General features: G+C 45.2%; 8 protein-coding genes. 1 reads left to right on the forward strand and 7 read right to left on the reverse strand.

All coding sequences use genetic code 11. From position 1 onward, the window contains the following. Positions 1-200 precede the first annotated feature (200 nt). The 5 genes from V7K46_RS26245 to V7K46_RS26265 form a co-directional block, all read right to left on the reverse strand. Positions 201-1,109, reverse strand: a complete 909-nt coding sequence (locus V7K46_RS26245) for a DUF928 domain-containing protein (RefSeq protein WP_335118384.1) — start codon at positions 1,107-1,109, stop codon at positions 201-203. Between the two features lie 188 nt (positions 1,110-1,297). Next, positions 1,298-3,844: a CHAT domain-containing protein gene (locus V7K46_RS26250; RefSeq protein ID WP_335118387.1), complete on the reverse strand. Its 2,547-nt coding sequence runs from the start codon at positions 3,842-3,844 to the stop codon at positions 1,298-1,300. 254 nt (positions 3,845-4,098) lie between these two features. Beyond that, positions 4,099-6,534 carry an S-layer family protein gene (locus V7K46_RS26255; protein WP_335118389.1) on the reverse strand — a complete coding sequence of 812 codons (2,436 nt, stop codon included), beginning with the start codon at positions 6,532-6,534 and terminating at the stop codon, positions 4,099-4,101. A gap of 71 nt (positions 6,535-6,605) precedes the next feature. After that, positions 6,606-9,083 carry an S-layer family protein gene (locus tag V7K46_RS26260; RefSeq protein WP_335118391.1) on the reverse strand — a complete coding sequence of 826 codons (2,478 nt, stop codon included), beginning with the start codon at positions 9,081-9,083 and terminating at the stop codon, positions 6,606-6,608. Between the two features lie 132 nt (positions 9,084-9,215). Continuing rightward, positions 9,216-10,970, reverse strand: coding sequence for a ShlB/FhaC/HecB family hemolysin secretion/activation protein (locus V7K46_RS26265; protein WP_335118393.1), 1,755 nt, complete (start codon positions 10,968-10,970; stop codon positions 9,216-9,218). A 777-nt stretch (positions 10,971-11,747) separates the two neighbouring features. On the opposite strand from V7K46_RS26265, the gene V7K46_RS26270 reads away from it, so the two are divergent. After that, a complete protein-coding gene (locus V7K46_RS26270) occupies positions 11,748-12,269 on the forward strand; it encodes a GAF domain-containing protein (protein ID WP_335118395.1) in 522 nt (173 codons plus the stop codon). 117 nt (positions 12,270-12,386) lie between these two features. On the opposite strand, the gene lnt is transcribed toward V7K46_RS26270, so the two are convergent. Together lnt and gyrA are read right to left on the reverse strand one after the other, a co-directional pair. Then, positions 12,387-14,039 carry an apolipoprotein N-acyltransferase gene (gene lnt, locus V7K46_RS26275; RefSeq protein ID WP_335118397.1) on the reverse strand — a complete coding sequence of 551 codons (1,653 nt, stop codon included), beginning with the start codon at positions 14,037-14,039 and terminating at the stop codon, positions 12,387-12,389. Beyond that, positions 14,020-16,626 carry a DNA topoisomerase (ATP-hydrolyzing) subunit A gene (gene gyrA / locus V7K46_RS26280; RefSeq protein ID WP_335118399.1) on the reverse strand — a complete coding sequence of 869 codons (2,607 nt, stop codon included), beginning with the start codon at positions 16,624-16,626 and terminating at the stop codon, positions 14,020-14,022. The genes lnt and gyrA overlap by 20 nt, the downstream gene beginning before the upstream one ends. Positions 16,627-16,817: the final 191 nt, after the last annotated feature.

Consider the following 16,817-nt stretch of genomic DNA (forward strand, 5'->3'; position numbering starts at 1 on the left):
AACACCTGTTGATTATGTTAGTTAGCGCATAGCGCTTTTCCTTAATACAGTTTGACCTCTCTCCTAAAAGGAGGAGCCACTGCGTTGGGCGGCGGTGCCGACTTGAAGCACGTGGCGTCAGAGGCTTTGAATTTACTCCCCTTCCCTATAAGGGAAGGGGCTGGGGGGTTAGGTCTGTATTCCGACTCAATTGAGAAGTGCTATATTAGCGGTGCTGTTACAATCTCTTTCAAACTAACTGAGGACAGAAGTTCTTCCCATTGCTTGGAGAGAGTTGCATTGGTAGGTTGGGCGGTGTGCAGTGCAGCAAGTGTTGCCACACAGTCATACCAAACCCCGTTTTTACCCAAACCAGTTGCCCGCTTCAGCCCATCCTGTTGTTGCATTGTGGTTGCCAGATCAGCACTGGGCTGGATTCGCTCAATCCAACCATCAACGTAAGGCGTACTTGGACTGAGTTGCCCATCCAGTTTGAGTGCTAGGAACCATTGGTAGTTTTTGCCAATGGTTAAAGCGGGTGCATCGGCTGGTAATTTGATTGCAATCACCCCAGTTTTTCCTACAACTGAAATGTTCATCTGATGCTGCATGTTACCAGTTTCATCCTTGAGGCTGAACACAGCTTCTTGGGCATTGGAAGCAGGGAGATACACCAGAATTGTGGGACGTTCAGACACTGTTGTGCCATAGAAGCTTTGGGGCAGTAGTGCGATTAGCGCTGTTGGCCCTTTTGCTTCTACAGTCGATGGATTCAAGTAGTAAGTACCAGTGCGAGAAGCTCCCCCAGTCGCTTGCCTGGGCACACCCTTCCCGGAGGCAGGCGTAAATATACTACCGCGAGAAGCTCCCCCGGTCGCTTGTCTGGGCACACCTTTCCCAGCAGCAGGGGTAAATATACTACCGCGAGAAGCTCCCCCGGTCGCTTGGCTGGGCGCACCCTTGCCAGAAGCAGGGGTAAACATATTACCGCGAGAAGCTCCCCCGGTCGCTTGGCTAGGAGCGCTATTTTTTGCAGGTGGGGTAAATGTCACAGCACTAGCGCTAGTCCAGGCACTGCTAGCAATTAGAGCGATAACGCTCAATATACTAGCTAAATATCGACGTTTCATAATGTCATACCTCAATTACTTGAGAAGTGATACAAAATACATTAATTGCGACTGTGGGAAGTAACTTATAGAATATCTCTAATCACGGTAAGAATGGGATAAAATCTCCTAAAATATAGACTATTTGTTAATAAAAACATGTAATAAACACATTAATTTCTTATATGGGAATACGTGTTATTACTTAATTAGAGCCAGTTTCCAACTAAAACGAAAGCAGACCAAAAAAACGGATCATGGAAATCAGTTTGTTGAATCATGTTTATTTGTGCCTGCCGTAGTGCTTCGGCTTTAGTGATTTTGGATTGTCGCAGTTGCTCATAGAAGTGAGTCATGAGCATCGCAGCTGCCTTATCTTTAACTGGCCATAGAGTGGCGATGGTTGAGCGGGCCCCAGATTTGACAGCCAAACCTGCTAGCCCAAGGACGGCGCGATCGTCCCCTGCTGCTGTGTCACAGGCACTCAGTACCAGCAACTCGATTGCTTTCGATGGATCACCATCCCGATTTTTCAGGAGTTCGGACAACTCTTTGACGTTGACTTGTCCATTCCAGGTGAGCAAGAAAGTATCTTCGAGGCGGGAGCTAAACTGTCCGTGGGTTGCTAGGTGGACAATACCAGCATTACTGGATTTCACGCGTTGAGCGAGGGCTTGACTTGTGAATTTCTGGTTCAGCAATATAAAGGACGACACCGCTTTTGAGATTTGTTTAACTTCTGATTCCACAGCAGGCAAAGCATTAAAACCAGCACGAGATTCGCTAATACCACCCACGATCGCATTTATTTTGTTTTGCTTTAGTGATCGCGTAGCCATCAGTTGCAATCCTGGTGAGAGTGCGACTGCATACTTCTCGATTAGATATTGTTTACCGTCATATAAGGCAGCCATTGGAATGTTACGCAACTGGCCATCCAAAACAAACACTAATGTCTTGGTATCTTTGAATCCTTGATTGATTTGGGCTGGACGAATCAGCCAATCATAAATTTGCTGGGATAATCGATTTCGGTCTTTGGAATCTGAGACAGGATTGAGAGCAACTAAAAAATTGCCCAAAGTCTGCTCAATTTCAGCTTGAGATTTAGAAGTGATATAATAATCGAGTGGTTGCCCGGCTTTGGAAAGAATCACTGCTAAACGATCGGGCAGGATGATTGGATAAATGACGGTTGCAGTGGGATCAACCTGATCAATTTGCTGAGTTTTATCTAAACAGGCTTCCCGGAAAAAGTTATCAAGTTCTGCAATTTGGAGTGCCTCAATTAATTCACGGGCTTGCACCAATGCAGCTTGGCTCGGTTGATTATCTAGAAGTAAACCGACTAGTTCTCGGTAAACAGGCTCTACACTTTCGCGGAAAGAGAACTGAACATCGGGGTTGATGGCAACCAAATCCCCTCGCAGTGACTTTAAGGCTTTGACAGCTTCGGTATAGGCACTAATTGCTTTTGAGCGATCGCCCTGTTGTTTATCCAACTGTCCCATCTGCCAAGCAGATTGAGCAATGATATCGTTAGCTTGGAGTTGACGGGCAATATCAAGGGATTTTTGAGTTAACTCCTGTGCTTGTGATAACTGCTGTGTACGACGATAGAGTTTTCCCCACTGATGCAGTGCATAAGCTTCTGCTTGAGCATCTTGGATTTGCTGTGCAGACTTGACTGTGACTGCCATGAGTTGCGCCAGGTCTTTCAAGGGTATGATTTGGTCAGAAGTTGAACGCCGATTCAGGGTGGCTACAAAATTGATGGCTGCGTAGAGGGAGGTGTGACTGGGGGGCAGTTCCTTAAGTTGTTGTACTAGTTGAGGTGCCAATGGGGTAGCAAACTCAGGCTTGTCGTAGTCGAGGAAAAGTTTGAAACGAGCTAAACGTGCTTGCAAGCCATCGCTTGGATTGGTGGCTAGCTGTTCTGCTTGTTCAAAGTAATCTAATGCCGCCTCTGGATCTTGCAAGTCAACGGCAGTTGTTCCCAGACTCAGCAGGATAGAACTCAAGTAAGGTTTGGCTTCAATTTTACGAGCGATCGCTAAACTTTGCTCCAACACCTCTTGATTTGTTCCATCGCCAATCATTTGTAGGGCTAAACCAAGCGATCGTAACCCACTGATTTTGATTTCCGAATCTGGCATTGCTAAGAGCTTTTGAGTTAGCGTCTCTAACTGCACTTTAGAACGGCGATAAAATCCCAAACTTTGTAAAGCTTGTGCCTGGTTGATTTGACTCCCCAAGCTGCCCATTTTGTCACCTGCCTGCTCATAATATTTTTGAGCTTGCTGCCAACTTTCGAGGGCAGTTTCAGCTTTGCCATTGTGCAATTGCAAATTTGCCTGGGTATTGAGTGCTTGTGCCCAGAGAATTGCATCAGCAGAGGGAATAGAGGTTTGCAATAGTTTCAGACTTTGCTCAATAGATTGACTGGCTGCTTCCCACTGATTAAGTTCCTGTTGCGCCAGTGAAAGGTAACTCAAGCTTAGGGCTTCGTTAAGGCGATCGCCTTGGGTATGGTACTGTTGTGCTACCGTTTGCCAAATTGTCATTGCTTCTGCAAAGCGTCCTGAACGGTAGAGGTTCCGTCCCTGTTCTAGCCAATTGGTTGGCTGGGAAGAAGAAAGAACTGTGGTTGCTACTGGTAGAGATGCTTTTACAGGTGTAATGGTAAATGCTAAACACAAACTTAAAATACTGAGGCTGACATATAGCCAATGAGTTTGTTTAATTCGGAAAGCCATAAGTAATACCAATTCAAAATTCAAAATTCAAAATTCAAAATTAAGAAAGTCAGACATAACAAAGGTTTGGGAGTATGTATCTGTCGCATTCTTTTTTCAAATTGGTATAATTACCAAGATTCATAACAGCTTTTGAAAAATCAGTCACAGCACAAGTGCTTAAAGAATGAGTAAACTTATATTGCCCAACTTATAACTTGGATCTATTAGACATCTCCAAAAATGAAATATGCATTATCCAACGTCGGGACTGATTAGTTTGACACCGCAGCACAGGTTAAAGATGGTTCTACATGGGCTGGTTGAGCTGCAATTAACTCAATTTTCCCCTGTGCATTCCGTCGCCAAGAAGTAGCTTGGACGAGAACCTCTGGAGATTGGGGTATTTGTGCTTGTACCTTCTGAGTTTTGCGGTATGCAGAGATGTCGCGGATATCAGACCAAGTGCGATCGCTCGTCACTTGTTGATTGGGATTTTGCGGCACACCACCCCGTCCTGTTGCCACAAAGCTACTGCCTTCACTACCCGCGCAGCCTGTAGCAATTTGCTGAGATGGATCAATTACATTTGCTGGCAATTCGACTAAGCCAGAATTTGGATCAATGCCAATGGTATTGACTTGAACCGTGCCGCTAACCCCAAATTGGGAACTAGCAGTGATGTCATTCTCTGGTGTCAGTTGGGGACGAAACTTCAGTCCGAAAAGCCCTTGTGTGCTGATTTGAATATTACCCCCCCTACCTTTCACCGCATTAGCAATAATGTCGCTGTTTTCTGATCCGGCGATAATAGGTGCATTGATATTGATATTACCTCCATTACCGTTACCGCCTGCTGTAGCACTAATATTGCTGTGATCGCGTATTAGCAACAAATTTCCCACTTGTAAGCCGATGTTGCCACCATTACCAGATTCTGTCTGTGCTTGGATTGAGCCTTGATTTTTTAATTGGATGCGATCGCTTGTGATGTTGAGATTGCCAGCATTTCCACTACCTTGGCTGGTAACGCTTACAACACCGCCATCATTGAGTGTCAAATTTGGTGTAGTAATACTAACATTACCTGCATTTCCCGTCAGTACATCCTGTAAGCCAAATAACTTAAGTAGTAGTGGACTTGAACGGATGACAGATGAACCGAGGCTACTGTAAGTGTTAGGACTGACACCACTAATTGTGATCGCCTCCCTAGCATTAATGCTGACATTTCCTCCATTCCCAGTATAAAATACTAATGAACCAACTGCTCCTCCATCTAAGATTTGTAACTTCCCAGTATCTAGGATCAAATCTTTTGTATTTCCGTTCGCAAAGCTACTGATACTAATGCTACTAGCAATTTCAAAAGGGGTTTTCCCCATAACTGTGGTATTTTGATTGCGAATTGTCACTTTACCACTAGAGCCACTGCCATATGTATATGAAGTCAATAAAGCTCCACCAGATATTACCAATCTATCCCCATTTATAGAGATATCACCTGCTGACCCAGTACCGTATGTGCCAGTGAGAATGTTTGTTGCAATGGGCGTCAGGGGTGAGAAGCCGGACATCTCTATTGCTGCCGCTTCAATCTGAATGTTGCCACTGTCAGCTACTCCGTGTGTTGAGTTCTCTATCCCTGAACCCTGTTGGAGTGTTAACCGGGGAGTGATGATACTTATATTCCCACCAGTTCCGGTGCTCAAGGTGTTACTGCGAATCCCACCTCGAATTGTGGTAGCGGATGTTCCGCCAATCATATCGATGGCTGATGATGCTTGAAAACGAATGTCTCCACCAGGAAGACTTCCATAATTCTGCGCTAAAACTAACGAACCATCGCTCAAGCGAATATTTCGTCCCTGAAGCTGAACTGAACCCGCATTTACCCCACTGACATCTAATAGTGACTTTTGTGCTAGTTGAATGTCACTAAAGCTTTGCCCGTTGCCATACTCCAATTTATATCCCTGAGTGGTTGGCACTAAACTAACTAATCCTGCACCTCCCAGGCTACCTAATTCTATATGCCCTGTTTCGGCAGTCAGGGTAGCGCCATTTAGATTCAGATTACCACCCACCAACGCTAAAGTTTTTCCCGCCTGTACTTGCAATCTTGTTGGGCTAGGATTGCGAATTGTAGGAATAATATCGCTCTCAATATCTAAATGCCCTGTACCTTGGACTTGTATCGCTGAAGGATTATTACCTAGTTGCAGTCCAATGGGAACATTGATACTTAATAATGCGTTATGGGGATTAATGGCGCTAAATTCAGTTCCATCAGCAAATTTGATGCTATTAGCTGTCGTTGCAATCAATGAACCGCCTATATTTAATTGGGCATTAGCACCAAAAATGATTCCATTAGGGTTGAGTAAAAAAAGATTGGCGCTACCGTTGGCTGTAATTAAACCATCAATGTGGGAAATACTGCCCCCAGTCACACGACTAAAAATATTTTGCACATCTGCGGCATTGTTGAAGAATGCAGAACCATTGCTAGGAATAGAGAATTGGCTGAAGCTGTGAAACAGGTTGTTGCCGACACGACTGCCGTTGGTAATGGTGAAGTTATTGCCGCTTTGGGATACTGTGCTGTTGAGAGTTCCATCGGTAATTACTTGAGCATTTGCACAACTATTCCAAATCCCACATATTAATATTCCACCGAGCAGACCGAACCTAGCAGAAATTACTTTCATCACCCCGCCTCCATTTTGAGCTATGTAGTTAGGTTTCCCAAAATGGAATTGTTAATTAACCTTATTTGTAGTTAACTTTTAGCTGAAGCAGCACAGGTTAATGATTGCTGCACGTAGGTAGGAAATGGAGCCGCTATTAATTCAATTTTGCCATCAGCGTTACGGTACCAAGAAGTGGCTTCAACGAGAACCTTTGGTGATACATGCGTTTGGGGAGTGACATTGCCAGTTTTTCGGTAAGCAGATAAATCTCGCACATCGTCCCAGGTGCGATCGCTCGTTATTTGCTGATTGGGATTTTGCGGCACACCACCCCGTCCTGTTGCCACAAAGCGACTGCCTTGGTTTGTAGAACAACCAGTGGCTATTTGCTGCGCTGGATTAGTTATATTCGCTGGCAGTTGGATTAAACCGGAATTTGGATCGACACCAATGGTGTTGACTTGCACATTACCATTCACACCCAACTGTGAACTTGCAGTAATATCATTGTCTGGTGTGAGTTGGTCACGAAATTTCAGACCAAAGATGCCTTGGGTAGTGATTTGAATATTACCACCACGACCTCGGACTGCATTAGCAACAATATCGCTGTTTTTTAATCCGACAATAATCGGTGCATTGATGGTGATATTACCCCCATTACCGTTACCACCAGCTGTTGAGGTAATCAGGCTATTGTCTCGTAGAAACAACATGTTTTTGGTTTGTAAAGTAATATTGCCACCATTACCGGATTCTGTTTGTGCCTGGATAAAGCCTTTATTCTTTAATTGGATGGTATCTGCATTGATGTTAATATTGCCACCATTTCCACTGCCTTGAGTGGTGACACTGACTGTCCCGCCATCCGTTAGCGTTAAGTTCGGTGTGGTAATGCTCACAGTACCTGCATTAGCTGTTAGCATATCTGGCAAACCGAATCGCTGCCGCAATGACGGATCGAGTCGGATGCTGGACGCGTTAATGCTGCTATTATTTGTCTGACCTCGACCACTGATTGCGATCGATTCGGTAGCATTGATGTTCAAATCTCCCCCATTACCTGCAAAAAATGCGGTGGCGGCAACTACTCCCCCATCCAGAATTTGCAATTTGGCAGTATCTAGTGTCAAGGTTTTGGTATTTCCGGTTGCAAATGTAATTGAGCTAATGTTGCTGTAAACTCCAGAGGGGCTTTCTCCCGTCACCGTGGTGTTGGTGTTGCGAATCGTCACTTTCCCGCCAGAGCCTCTGCCAAAGGTAGCCGAAGACAGTGAGCCACCGCTTGACACCATTAGACTATTACCATTGACAAAAACATTACCAGCGTTCCCAGTGCCTAGCGTGGTAGTGTTAATGTTGGAAGCAACACCGGGATTAATGGGTGAGAAGCCAGATATATCAATCGCCATTGCGTCGATCTGGATATTGCCACTGGGACCCACTCCGAATGTTAAGTTATTTAATGCCGCTCCCTGCTTGACGGTCAGTCTGGGAGTAATGACGCTGATGTTCCCACTAGCTCCAATGCCAAAGGCTTCATTACGCACCCCACCTTTAATCTTAGCATCGGGTGTTGTACCAATCAGATCAATTGCCTCCGTAGCCTGAAAGCGAATGTCACCACCAGGGAGATTGCCGAAATTCTGCGCCAGCACCAGAGAGCCATCGGTGAATTGAATTTGCTGACCCTGAACTTGCACAGAACCTGCATTCACCCCGCTGATATCTAATAGCGATCGCCCTGCCAGACGAATATCGCCAAAGCGTTGCACATTTCCATACCCCAACGTATAGCCCTGTGCGGTTGACATCAAGCTGACCAGCCCTGTGCTACCCACACTGCCCAATTCTACTCGCCCTTGTTCGGCTCTCAGAGTTGCCCCATTCAAATCTAGGTTCCCACCCACCAAGGCTAGGGTTTTTCCAGGCTGTACCGACAGTTGTGTAGAACTGGGAATCCGAGTGATGGGAAGCAGAGCCGATGCACTGGTCGTGGTCAAGGAGTATCCTGTACCTTGAACCGTTATTGGTGCAGGATTGCTGCCCAGTTGCAGACCAACGGGAACATTGATACTTAACAACGGGGCGGCTTGAGAACCAATTGCGTTAAATTCAGCACCATCAGCAAATTTAATGCTGTTGGCAGTAGTGCCAATAAACGATCCGCCAATATTTAATTGAGCATTTGCACCGAAAATAATCCCACTGGGATTGAGCAGAAACAGGCTGACGGGATTACTGCTATTAATCGTTTTAATTACGCCATCAATCTGGGAAATACTACCCCCAGTTACACGACTGAAAATGGTGGAGATATTGGGCGTGTTGATTAAATTAAAGGTGGCTGAACCACTGGTGGGCACGGAGAACTCACGAAAGCTGTGAAACAGATTACTACCTGCGGCACTACCGTTAGTGATGGTGAAGTTATTACCACTTTGGGAGACGGTGGTGTTGAGGGTGGCGTCGGGAGTCACCTGGGCATTGGCAAAGCCGCTCCAGAGGAGCATCCCAGCTGTCAATATTCCATTTACCAAACCTAAAGCAACAGAGGTCGTTTGCATTGTCAAGTTCTATTTATACTTAATAATTAGGGTTCCCTAAATTGCTCTTAAGATTCACCGAAACAGTGCCGAGCAATGAGTGCTTCTTCAGGACTGATAACTCTCTCAGCACTACTGAAGTAGCTTGTTGGATTAAAACGGTGAATAACCTATTGAGAAGTACAACCCATTTTCCTGGAGCGATCGCTTTTCACCTTCGACTGATGTCAGAGGAATGCCCCAATCCAGACGGGCTGAGAAATTATTGCCCTGTGTCCACAACAGCCCTAACCCGGTACCAACCAACAGACTCGGCGAAGGATTTTCGCCCTTGACATTCCAGCCTTTGCCCACGTCAATGAAGGGTGTCAGTTGCAGCACTCCACCAATTTTGGGAGCACGAATAATGGGCAACCGGAATTCAGCCGACAACAACATGCCATTATCTGTGATTAATGAGTCTTGGCGATAGCCCCGCACACTTAGCTGTCCACCGAGGCCAAATTGCTCCAAGGGCACTAATGAATCTGCTGCTAGTTGGAAATCGCCCCTAGCTAAAAATAGAGTGTCCGGTGCTAACTGTCGCACCCACTGCGCCTGTCCCCGCCAAGCGAAAAAGCGGCTATCGGGTTCATCCTGACTGACATTCGCATCGAACCAATCTACGCCAAAGCTAAATTGCGATCGCGCAGCAAATACATACTGGTTACTTCGCTGAGTATATTCTTGAAAAAAGCGCAGGGCAGAAATATTGGTTTTTCCGTTCGCATCCGCACCAGGTGAGAGTTTATATGGGCCAATGTTATCAATACCCAACTCAGTTTGGCTTTCCTGACGTGAGAATGACAGCCCGATCGCCAACTCTTGGGTTGGCTTTTGCACTAATGGTTGGCGATAGCCCAATTCGTAAGATCGGGTGTTTGACTGAATATCAAGGACGCTGAATGGTTTTTCAATAACGCGGTTCCATCCTTGGTTAAAACCAAAGAATACAGTGCCATTGCGGGCATTAATCGGCAGTGTGTAATTGAGGTTGATTGTATTACTGCCATCGGTATTGGCGTATCCGACGCTGAGGGTGTCGCCCAAGCCCAGTAAATTGGCTTCTTGCAAATCTATTCCCCGACGAAAACTGCCCACACTCGGCGATCGCCCATTATCTAGGGTTGTTATCAGCTTAAAGGTATCAGCTTCTTCAACCTCGACTTGCAATACACTAGTTCCGGGATGCACACCTGTTTGCAACTCGGCTGACAAGTTTTGAATCTGCGGATCGAGGCGGAGTAGTTGTAGTTTTTCTAGTAAGTGCGGCACGTTCAAGGGTGTTTTGGCACCAAGTAGGATGCGATCGCGAATGTATTGGGTACGCAATCGCCTATTGCCGATAATCTTGATTTCTTGCAGACTACCTTCGATCACCTGAATTTTGATCACCCCAGCTTCTACTGTCTGCGGTACAATCAACGCCCCCGTGGTTACATAGCCATGATCAACATAGAGTTTCGTGATCGCATCTTTGACTTGCAACAGCTCGATAAATGTCAGTTTCCGCCCAACAAAAGGAGCTGTGATAGCAGTCAACTGTTCTGGTTTGAAAACTGTACTGCCAACTACTTCAATGCGATCGACCTGAAATCTGGCATTAGGATCATCCTGTCTTGAAATTGGTTGCTCTAGTAGTTTTGGAGGAGGAAGTAATTGATTATTATCTGATGGCTGCGGCAATACATCCGACCGTAAGGGTCTAACAGGAACATCTTCTAACCGATACATCTGAGGATCAGGAGTTTGGGCAATCGCATCCTGATAGTTGCATAATACTCCTGCTAGAACAAACGTCAGAGATTTTAGCCTAACGAGAAAATTTAGAGATGTGTTTAGTGTTTGTGTAGGTCTGATGATAGCCATGCTTTATCCATGTTTTATTAATTTCTTGCATTTGAAAAAGTGAATGTCAACTTTATAACTACATATAAAAAAAGTGAATGCCAGTTTTTAACCATGTAGCATGTAAAAATAAATTTTTACCAACATAGTAGGAAAACGCCAAATATTGACAGTCTACATCTTGCCTTCTCCATTTCATAAAGCACAACTATGGATAATGCGTGTGCTTGCCATTACTTAAGTAAAACAAATTTTTTATACTTATAAATTTCTATAAATTTGGTTAAAAACTAGTTGAATTATGTTATGTAGTAATTTTTTGTCAGTCAATTTACTTATAAAGAAAGTAAATTAATAACCTCTACAAGCAATAAAAAAATTAAAATTAACAACAGGACTTCAAGTCAAAAAGTTAAGAATAGCACTGAAAACTCTCAAAAATAATACGTGTAATTGCTTAAATAAGTTAATATTACTTTGTGAAGCTTTAAGATAATATTATTTTTGTCATAAATATTTATACTGAGATAAAAAGTAAGAATGTGTATTTAAATGTAATTTATACTGGGTTTGCATAGTAAGAATAAATAATGCTTTTTAATATAATGCGTAGATCAAAGATAAATGTGAGCAGTGATTGTCTCCGTAAATACCTTGCTACAAATTTGTCGTTTGCTCTTGGCGTCTCCCATAGAGAAGAGGGTGAAATCAGCAACCCTACAGAAAGTTATACTAATCCTGAAACACTTACTACACAGGCAATCTTAGGGTGAGACTCTACCGGATACCTGTTTAATTTTGACTTTGCCAACAGCATCGATTGTTCATTTGACCCCATTTCCCACCACTATGACTTCAGATACCAAACCCATTTTTGATCCCCTGGCTGACGAAGGGTCTGCCATCGACTGGAACGGGCTGCTGACCGAAATCCTGGCCGCTTTTGACTGCTCTACAGGTACCATCCATACCCTGGATCAGAACAGCCAGTTATTGCACCTAAAGGCTTACCAGGGCATTCCGGAATTCCTGTTGCCTAAAATGACGGTAATTCCCATCGGCAAAGGGATGGCCGGTGTCGCCGCCGAACGCAAGCGACCCGTACAGATTTGCAACCTGCAAACCGATGAATTGGGAGTGGCCAGGCCCTCGGCAAAAGAAACCAAGGTAAAAGGCTCGATCACGGTGCCGCTTATGCTGAATAGCCGATTACATGGTACCTTGGGCATTGCCAAGCCGGTTTCCTATAAATTTACTCCGGAAGAGGAAGAGACACTGATGGAGATTGGAGAGGCCATTAGCCGGAAAATCGTCAGTTAACAGGAGTAGCTAAACGGGTGCCTGGTTTATTTTTTATTACCAAGAATCAAGTCAGATTCCTCTATTGATTAAACTGTAAGTAACAGTAAATGCAACTTAGGATGACGTAGTTAATTACTAATTACTTATTTTATTTGGATCACTAAGTTGAGTTACCAGCCAAGCTCCTCCAGAGCATATCAACAACAAAGGTGTTAACCAATCATTCCAACGCACATATAAAGTTTGTGTCTGTCGGCGATAAATTGTATCAGCATGAGTTTCGTAGGTATTATATCCAGATATCCACAAGGTTCTGCCGTGAGGATCTACAAAGGCTGAATATCCTGTATTCGTTGCCCGTGCTGACCATCTATCAGTTTCAATTGCCCGCATGATATCCTGTGCATGGTGCTGAAATGGCATGGATGCAGTGTAATGGGCATCGTTAGAAGAACTGAGGATAAATTGCCCACCCGCAGCAGCTTGACGGCGAAATTGTTCAGCAAAAGCAGATTCATAACATATACTAGCGATCGCCCGACCAAAAGGAGTGTCAAATATCTGATTTGCTGAACCAGGAACTTGGTGTGCATCCAGAGGCGATAAGCGTTGGATTATCCCCCCTAAAATTCCTTCAAAAGGAATATATTCTCCCAAAGGTACTAGTTTAGCTTTATCGTAGCGGCTGACAATTTCACCCTTACTGTTGAAAGTAAACAAGCTAATTGTATAACTGTCTCCCCGTTCGCCAAAAGCCCCAATCCAAGCAACTACCCCTTTTTTCTTCACTGCTGCGACTAAGGCAGTTTCCATCAAGTTGCGCTGGAAAATAGGTAAGGCTCCTTCTGGGGTGAGGACTGCATCTACACCTTGGTCTGCTAAAGTTAGATACCCATTAGTATAGTTTTCTTGGGCGCGACGAAACCCTTCGGAACTTCGTAAAAGTCGGTTCGGGATGTTACCCTGAACAATCCCCACTTTCAAGGCTACTTCTGAGGGTTGGGCGATGGGACGGCTATATAAGATAAAACCAATCAGGTGTAAGGTAATTAATAGTCCTGTGGCGATAACCCAGTATTTATTAACCAACCGCAGAGGCGCAGAGAAGCCAGTGCGTTGGGCGGGTTCCCCGACTTGAAGCAACTGGCGCGACACAGAGGAAATTCTCTCTGCGCCCTTTGCGTCTCTGCGGTTCGTCCATCCTTCAGCAATTAAGCCATTCACGGCAACTATTGCTGCTGTCACAGTATTAGGCCCAGAGAGTTGGCCCAGATGTAAAATCACGAGATTGTGCGGACTTTGGGTGTAAGCAAGAGAACTCCACCACAGAGGCCCAGCACTCCATAGACTTTCTAAGCCGCACCAGACGGCTGTACCAATTAATATACGTAGCCAGGATTTTTGTCCACCCAGGCGAACCATTACAGCCGCCCAAATAGCAACGAATACCCCTCCCAATACACTGAGAAATCCCCAACAAAAAAGGGTAATTGCCAAACTTGGCAACCAAGGAACACCCAACCATGTCATCGGATGAATTCCCGTAATCCAAAATAAGGCGACACCGTGATAACCGATACCCCAGAGGAAAGCCGGGGGGAATTGGTTTTTGCTTTTGGCTGAAGTGACAACTAGCACCCATAAGGGGACTATGGCAATCCAAGCCAATAACCATGCACCTACAGGGGCTACGGTTAGCCCCATTAAAATGCCGCTGGCTAAGGCAATCAAGTAAGGGAGTGAGGCGGTTAACCTCTCCCCCTGCTTTTTATTCTGCTTCTTCTGCATCGACAGCATCAGGTGGAACTATTGCCACTCCGGTAATGGCATCATCTTCGTCTAAACGCTGTACTCTGACTCCAGTTGCCGATCGCGATTGGATAGAAATCGCATTTACCGCTTGCCGGATGATAATACCGCGATTTGTCACCATCATGATTTCATCATCATCGTTGTTGACAATGCGTAGGGTTGCCAACTTGTCTTTGTTTTTACGGTTTTTGAACTTGGTTGCCATTAAACCCTGACCAGCACGGTTTTGCAGGCGGAACTGGGCAACTGGTACGCGCTTACCATATCCTCCCATTGTAATTACCAACACCCAAGGGCCAACAATGCCATTGCTAGGCACTTCTGCGGACTCTTCATTGATTTCGGTAATTTCGATATCTTCTGTTTCGATTGTTTCGATATCTTCAATTTCGGTTTCTGTAACTATATCCAAAGTTTCAAGAATTGCTGCGGGGAGAATATCCATACCCACCAGTTCATCTTTATTTTTGAGTTTCATGGCTTTCACCCCACGAGTCGCCCTACTTAAAGGACGCAGTTGTTCGTGGTTACACCGGAAGTTAATCGCCATCCCGTTACGAGAACCAATGATTATACTATCCTCAACTCTGGCGCGTCGCACCCAGCGGAGTTGGTCGCCTTCTTCTAAGGAAATGGCAATCAAGCCATTGGCGCGAATGTGACTAAAGGCTGCCAATTCAGTTTTCTTGATATTGCCGCCCTTAGTGAGCATCACCAGATATTCATCATTGCTAAACTCGTCAACAGGTACAATTGAGGTGATTTTTTCCTCTTTAGGAATTGGTAGCATTTGGACAATTGGTGTACCGCGACTGGTACGCGAACTCGCTGGAATTTGATACGCTCTCAGGCAGTAAACAACACCACGTTCACTAAAGAATAAAATACTATCGTGATCGCAGCAAGTCAAAAAATGCTCAATGGTATCATCATCTTTCACCTTGGCTGCGGCTTTGCCTCTGGTAGCACGGCTTTGCGCTTCAAAGGTGTTAACTGGCATCCGTTTGATATAGCCTTGCTCTGTAACCAGAATTATTGCTTTTTCATTGGCAATTAAGTCACGGTCATCTAATTCCCCTTCCCCTGGTAAAATTACTGTGCGGCGGGGTGTGGCAAAGCTAGTTTTTAGTTGCGCGACTTCGGTTTCAATGATTTCTAGCACTCTCTCCCGGCGGGCCAAAATATCTTGCAAGTCAGTAATCTTCGCTTGTAATTCCTCGTGTTCCAAACGGATTTTGTCTGCTTCTAAGGCAGTCAACCGCCGCAATTGCATCTGCAAAATCGCATCTGCTTGCACTTCCGAAAGTCCGTAAGTTGTGATTAATTCACCTTTAGCTGTGGGCGCATCGGGAGCTTGGCGAATCAAGACAATAATTGGATCTAAGTGGGACAGGGCAATTAATAATCCTTGCAGGAGATGGTCACGTTCTTCGGCTTTCCGCAGTTCGTAACGGGTGCGTCTGGCAATGGATTCGATGCGGAAATCCAAGAAGACGGTTAAGAACTGCTTGAGGGTGAGTACTTGGGGTTCGCTATTCACCAACGCCAGCATATTCGCCCCAAAGTTGGCTTGCAGTGGTGTTTGCTTGTAGAGGTTGTTCAGCACGACGCGGGGATAAGCATCACGCTTGAGTTCGATCACAATTCGCATCCCGTCGCGATCGCTTTCATCCCGGATATCTGCAATGCCCTCTAGCCGCTTTTCGTTCACCATTTCGGCGATTTTTTCAATCAGCGCCGCTTTATTGGTTTGATAGGGCAATTCGGTGATGATAATTGCTTCTCTATCTGGGCGTCCCCGCTGTTCAACGGTTTCAATGTTAGCTACACCACGCATGGTAATGGAACCACGCCCGGTGGTATAAGCTTCTCGAATGGCAGATGTCCCTAAAATCTGCGCCCCAGTCGGAAAGTCTGGACCGTGGACATACTGCATTAATTCGAGATCGGTGATTTCTGGATTGTGGATTACAGCCACCAAAGCATCAATCAATTCGCCCAAATTGTGGGGGGGAATGTTGGTTGCCATGCCCACGGCAATTCCAGAGGAACCGTTGAGCAACAACTGGGGAATCCGCGCTGGTAGAACTGTCGGTTCTTGCTGGGAACCGTCGAAGTTATCGGCGAAGTCTACGGTTTCATACTCGATATCATGCAGTAGACCGGCACTAGTTAAAGCTTGCAAGCGGCATTCTGTGTATCGCATTGCCGCCGGCGGATCGTTGTCTACCGAACCAAAGTTACCATGTCCGTTAACTAAGGGCGATCGCATGGAAAAATCCTGCGCCATCCGCACCAAGGCATCATACACTGCTGTGTCGCCGTGGGGGTGATATTTACCCAACACTTCCCCCACTACACGGGCGCATTTCTTAAACGGGCGATCGTGGAGCAGACCTAGCTCGTGCATTGCGTAGAGAATGCGACGATGCACAGGTTTTAGACCATCCCTGGCATCTGGCAACGCCCGACCCACTATCACGCTCATGGCGTATTCCAGATAAGACTGCGACATTTCCGTTCGCAAGTCTATCGGGATAATCCTCTCCTGTGAGGTTGTCATAACCTAAAAATCTCCAAAAATCGTAGATTTTAGCTTTTTTACTCAATAAAGCGCAAAATTATTCTAAATTGCTCTTGAATAATTGCCATAATTTGATACAATCCTAGCATATATAATGCCTTTTTTTGCCTGAATAACTAACCCAAATATCTAGTTAACGAAGGGTATAATAAATCACAGTAAAAAGGCTA

Source organism: Nostoc sp. (assembly GCF_036917395.1).
GTDB lineage: Bacteria > Cyanobacteriota > Cyanobacteriia > Cyanobacteriales > Nostocaceae > Nostoc.

Bases quoted from the DNA above. Each gene is read 5' to 3' on its own strand.
- V7K46_RS26245 (WP_335118384.1), bottom strand. From the start codon at position 1,109: ATGAAACGTCGATATTTAGCTAGTATATTGAGCGTTATCGCTCTAATT.
- V7K46_RS26250 (WP_335118387.1), bottom strand. From the start codon at position 3,844: ATGGCTTTCCGAATTAAACAAACTCATTGGCTATATGTCAGCCTCAGT.
- V7K46_RS26255 (WP_335118389.1), bottom strand. From the start codon at position 6,534: ATGAAAGTAATTTCTGCTAGGTTCGGTCTGCTCGGTGGAATATTAATA.
- V7K46_RS26260 (WP_335118391.1), bottom strand. From the start codon at position 9,083: ATGCAAACGACCTCTGTTGCTTTAGGTTTGGTAAATGGAATATTGACA.
- V7K46_RS26265 (WP_335118393.1), bottom strand. From the start codon at position 10,970: ATGGCTATCATCAGACCTACACAAACACTAAACACATCTCTAAATTTT.
- lnt (WP_335118397.1), bottom strand. From the start codon at position 14,039: ATGCAGAAGAAGCAGAATAAAAAGCAGGGGGAGAGGTTAACCGCCTCA.
- gyrA (WP_335118399.1), bottom strand. From the start codon at position 16,626: ATGACAACCTCACAGGAGAGGATTATCCCGATAGACTTGCGAACGGAA.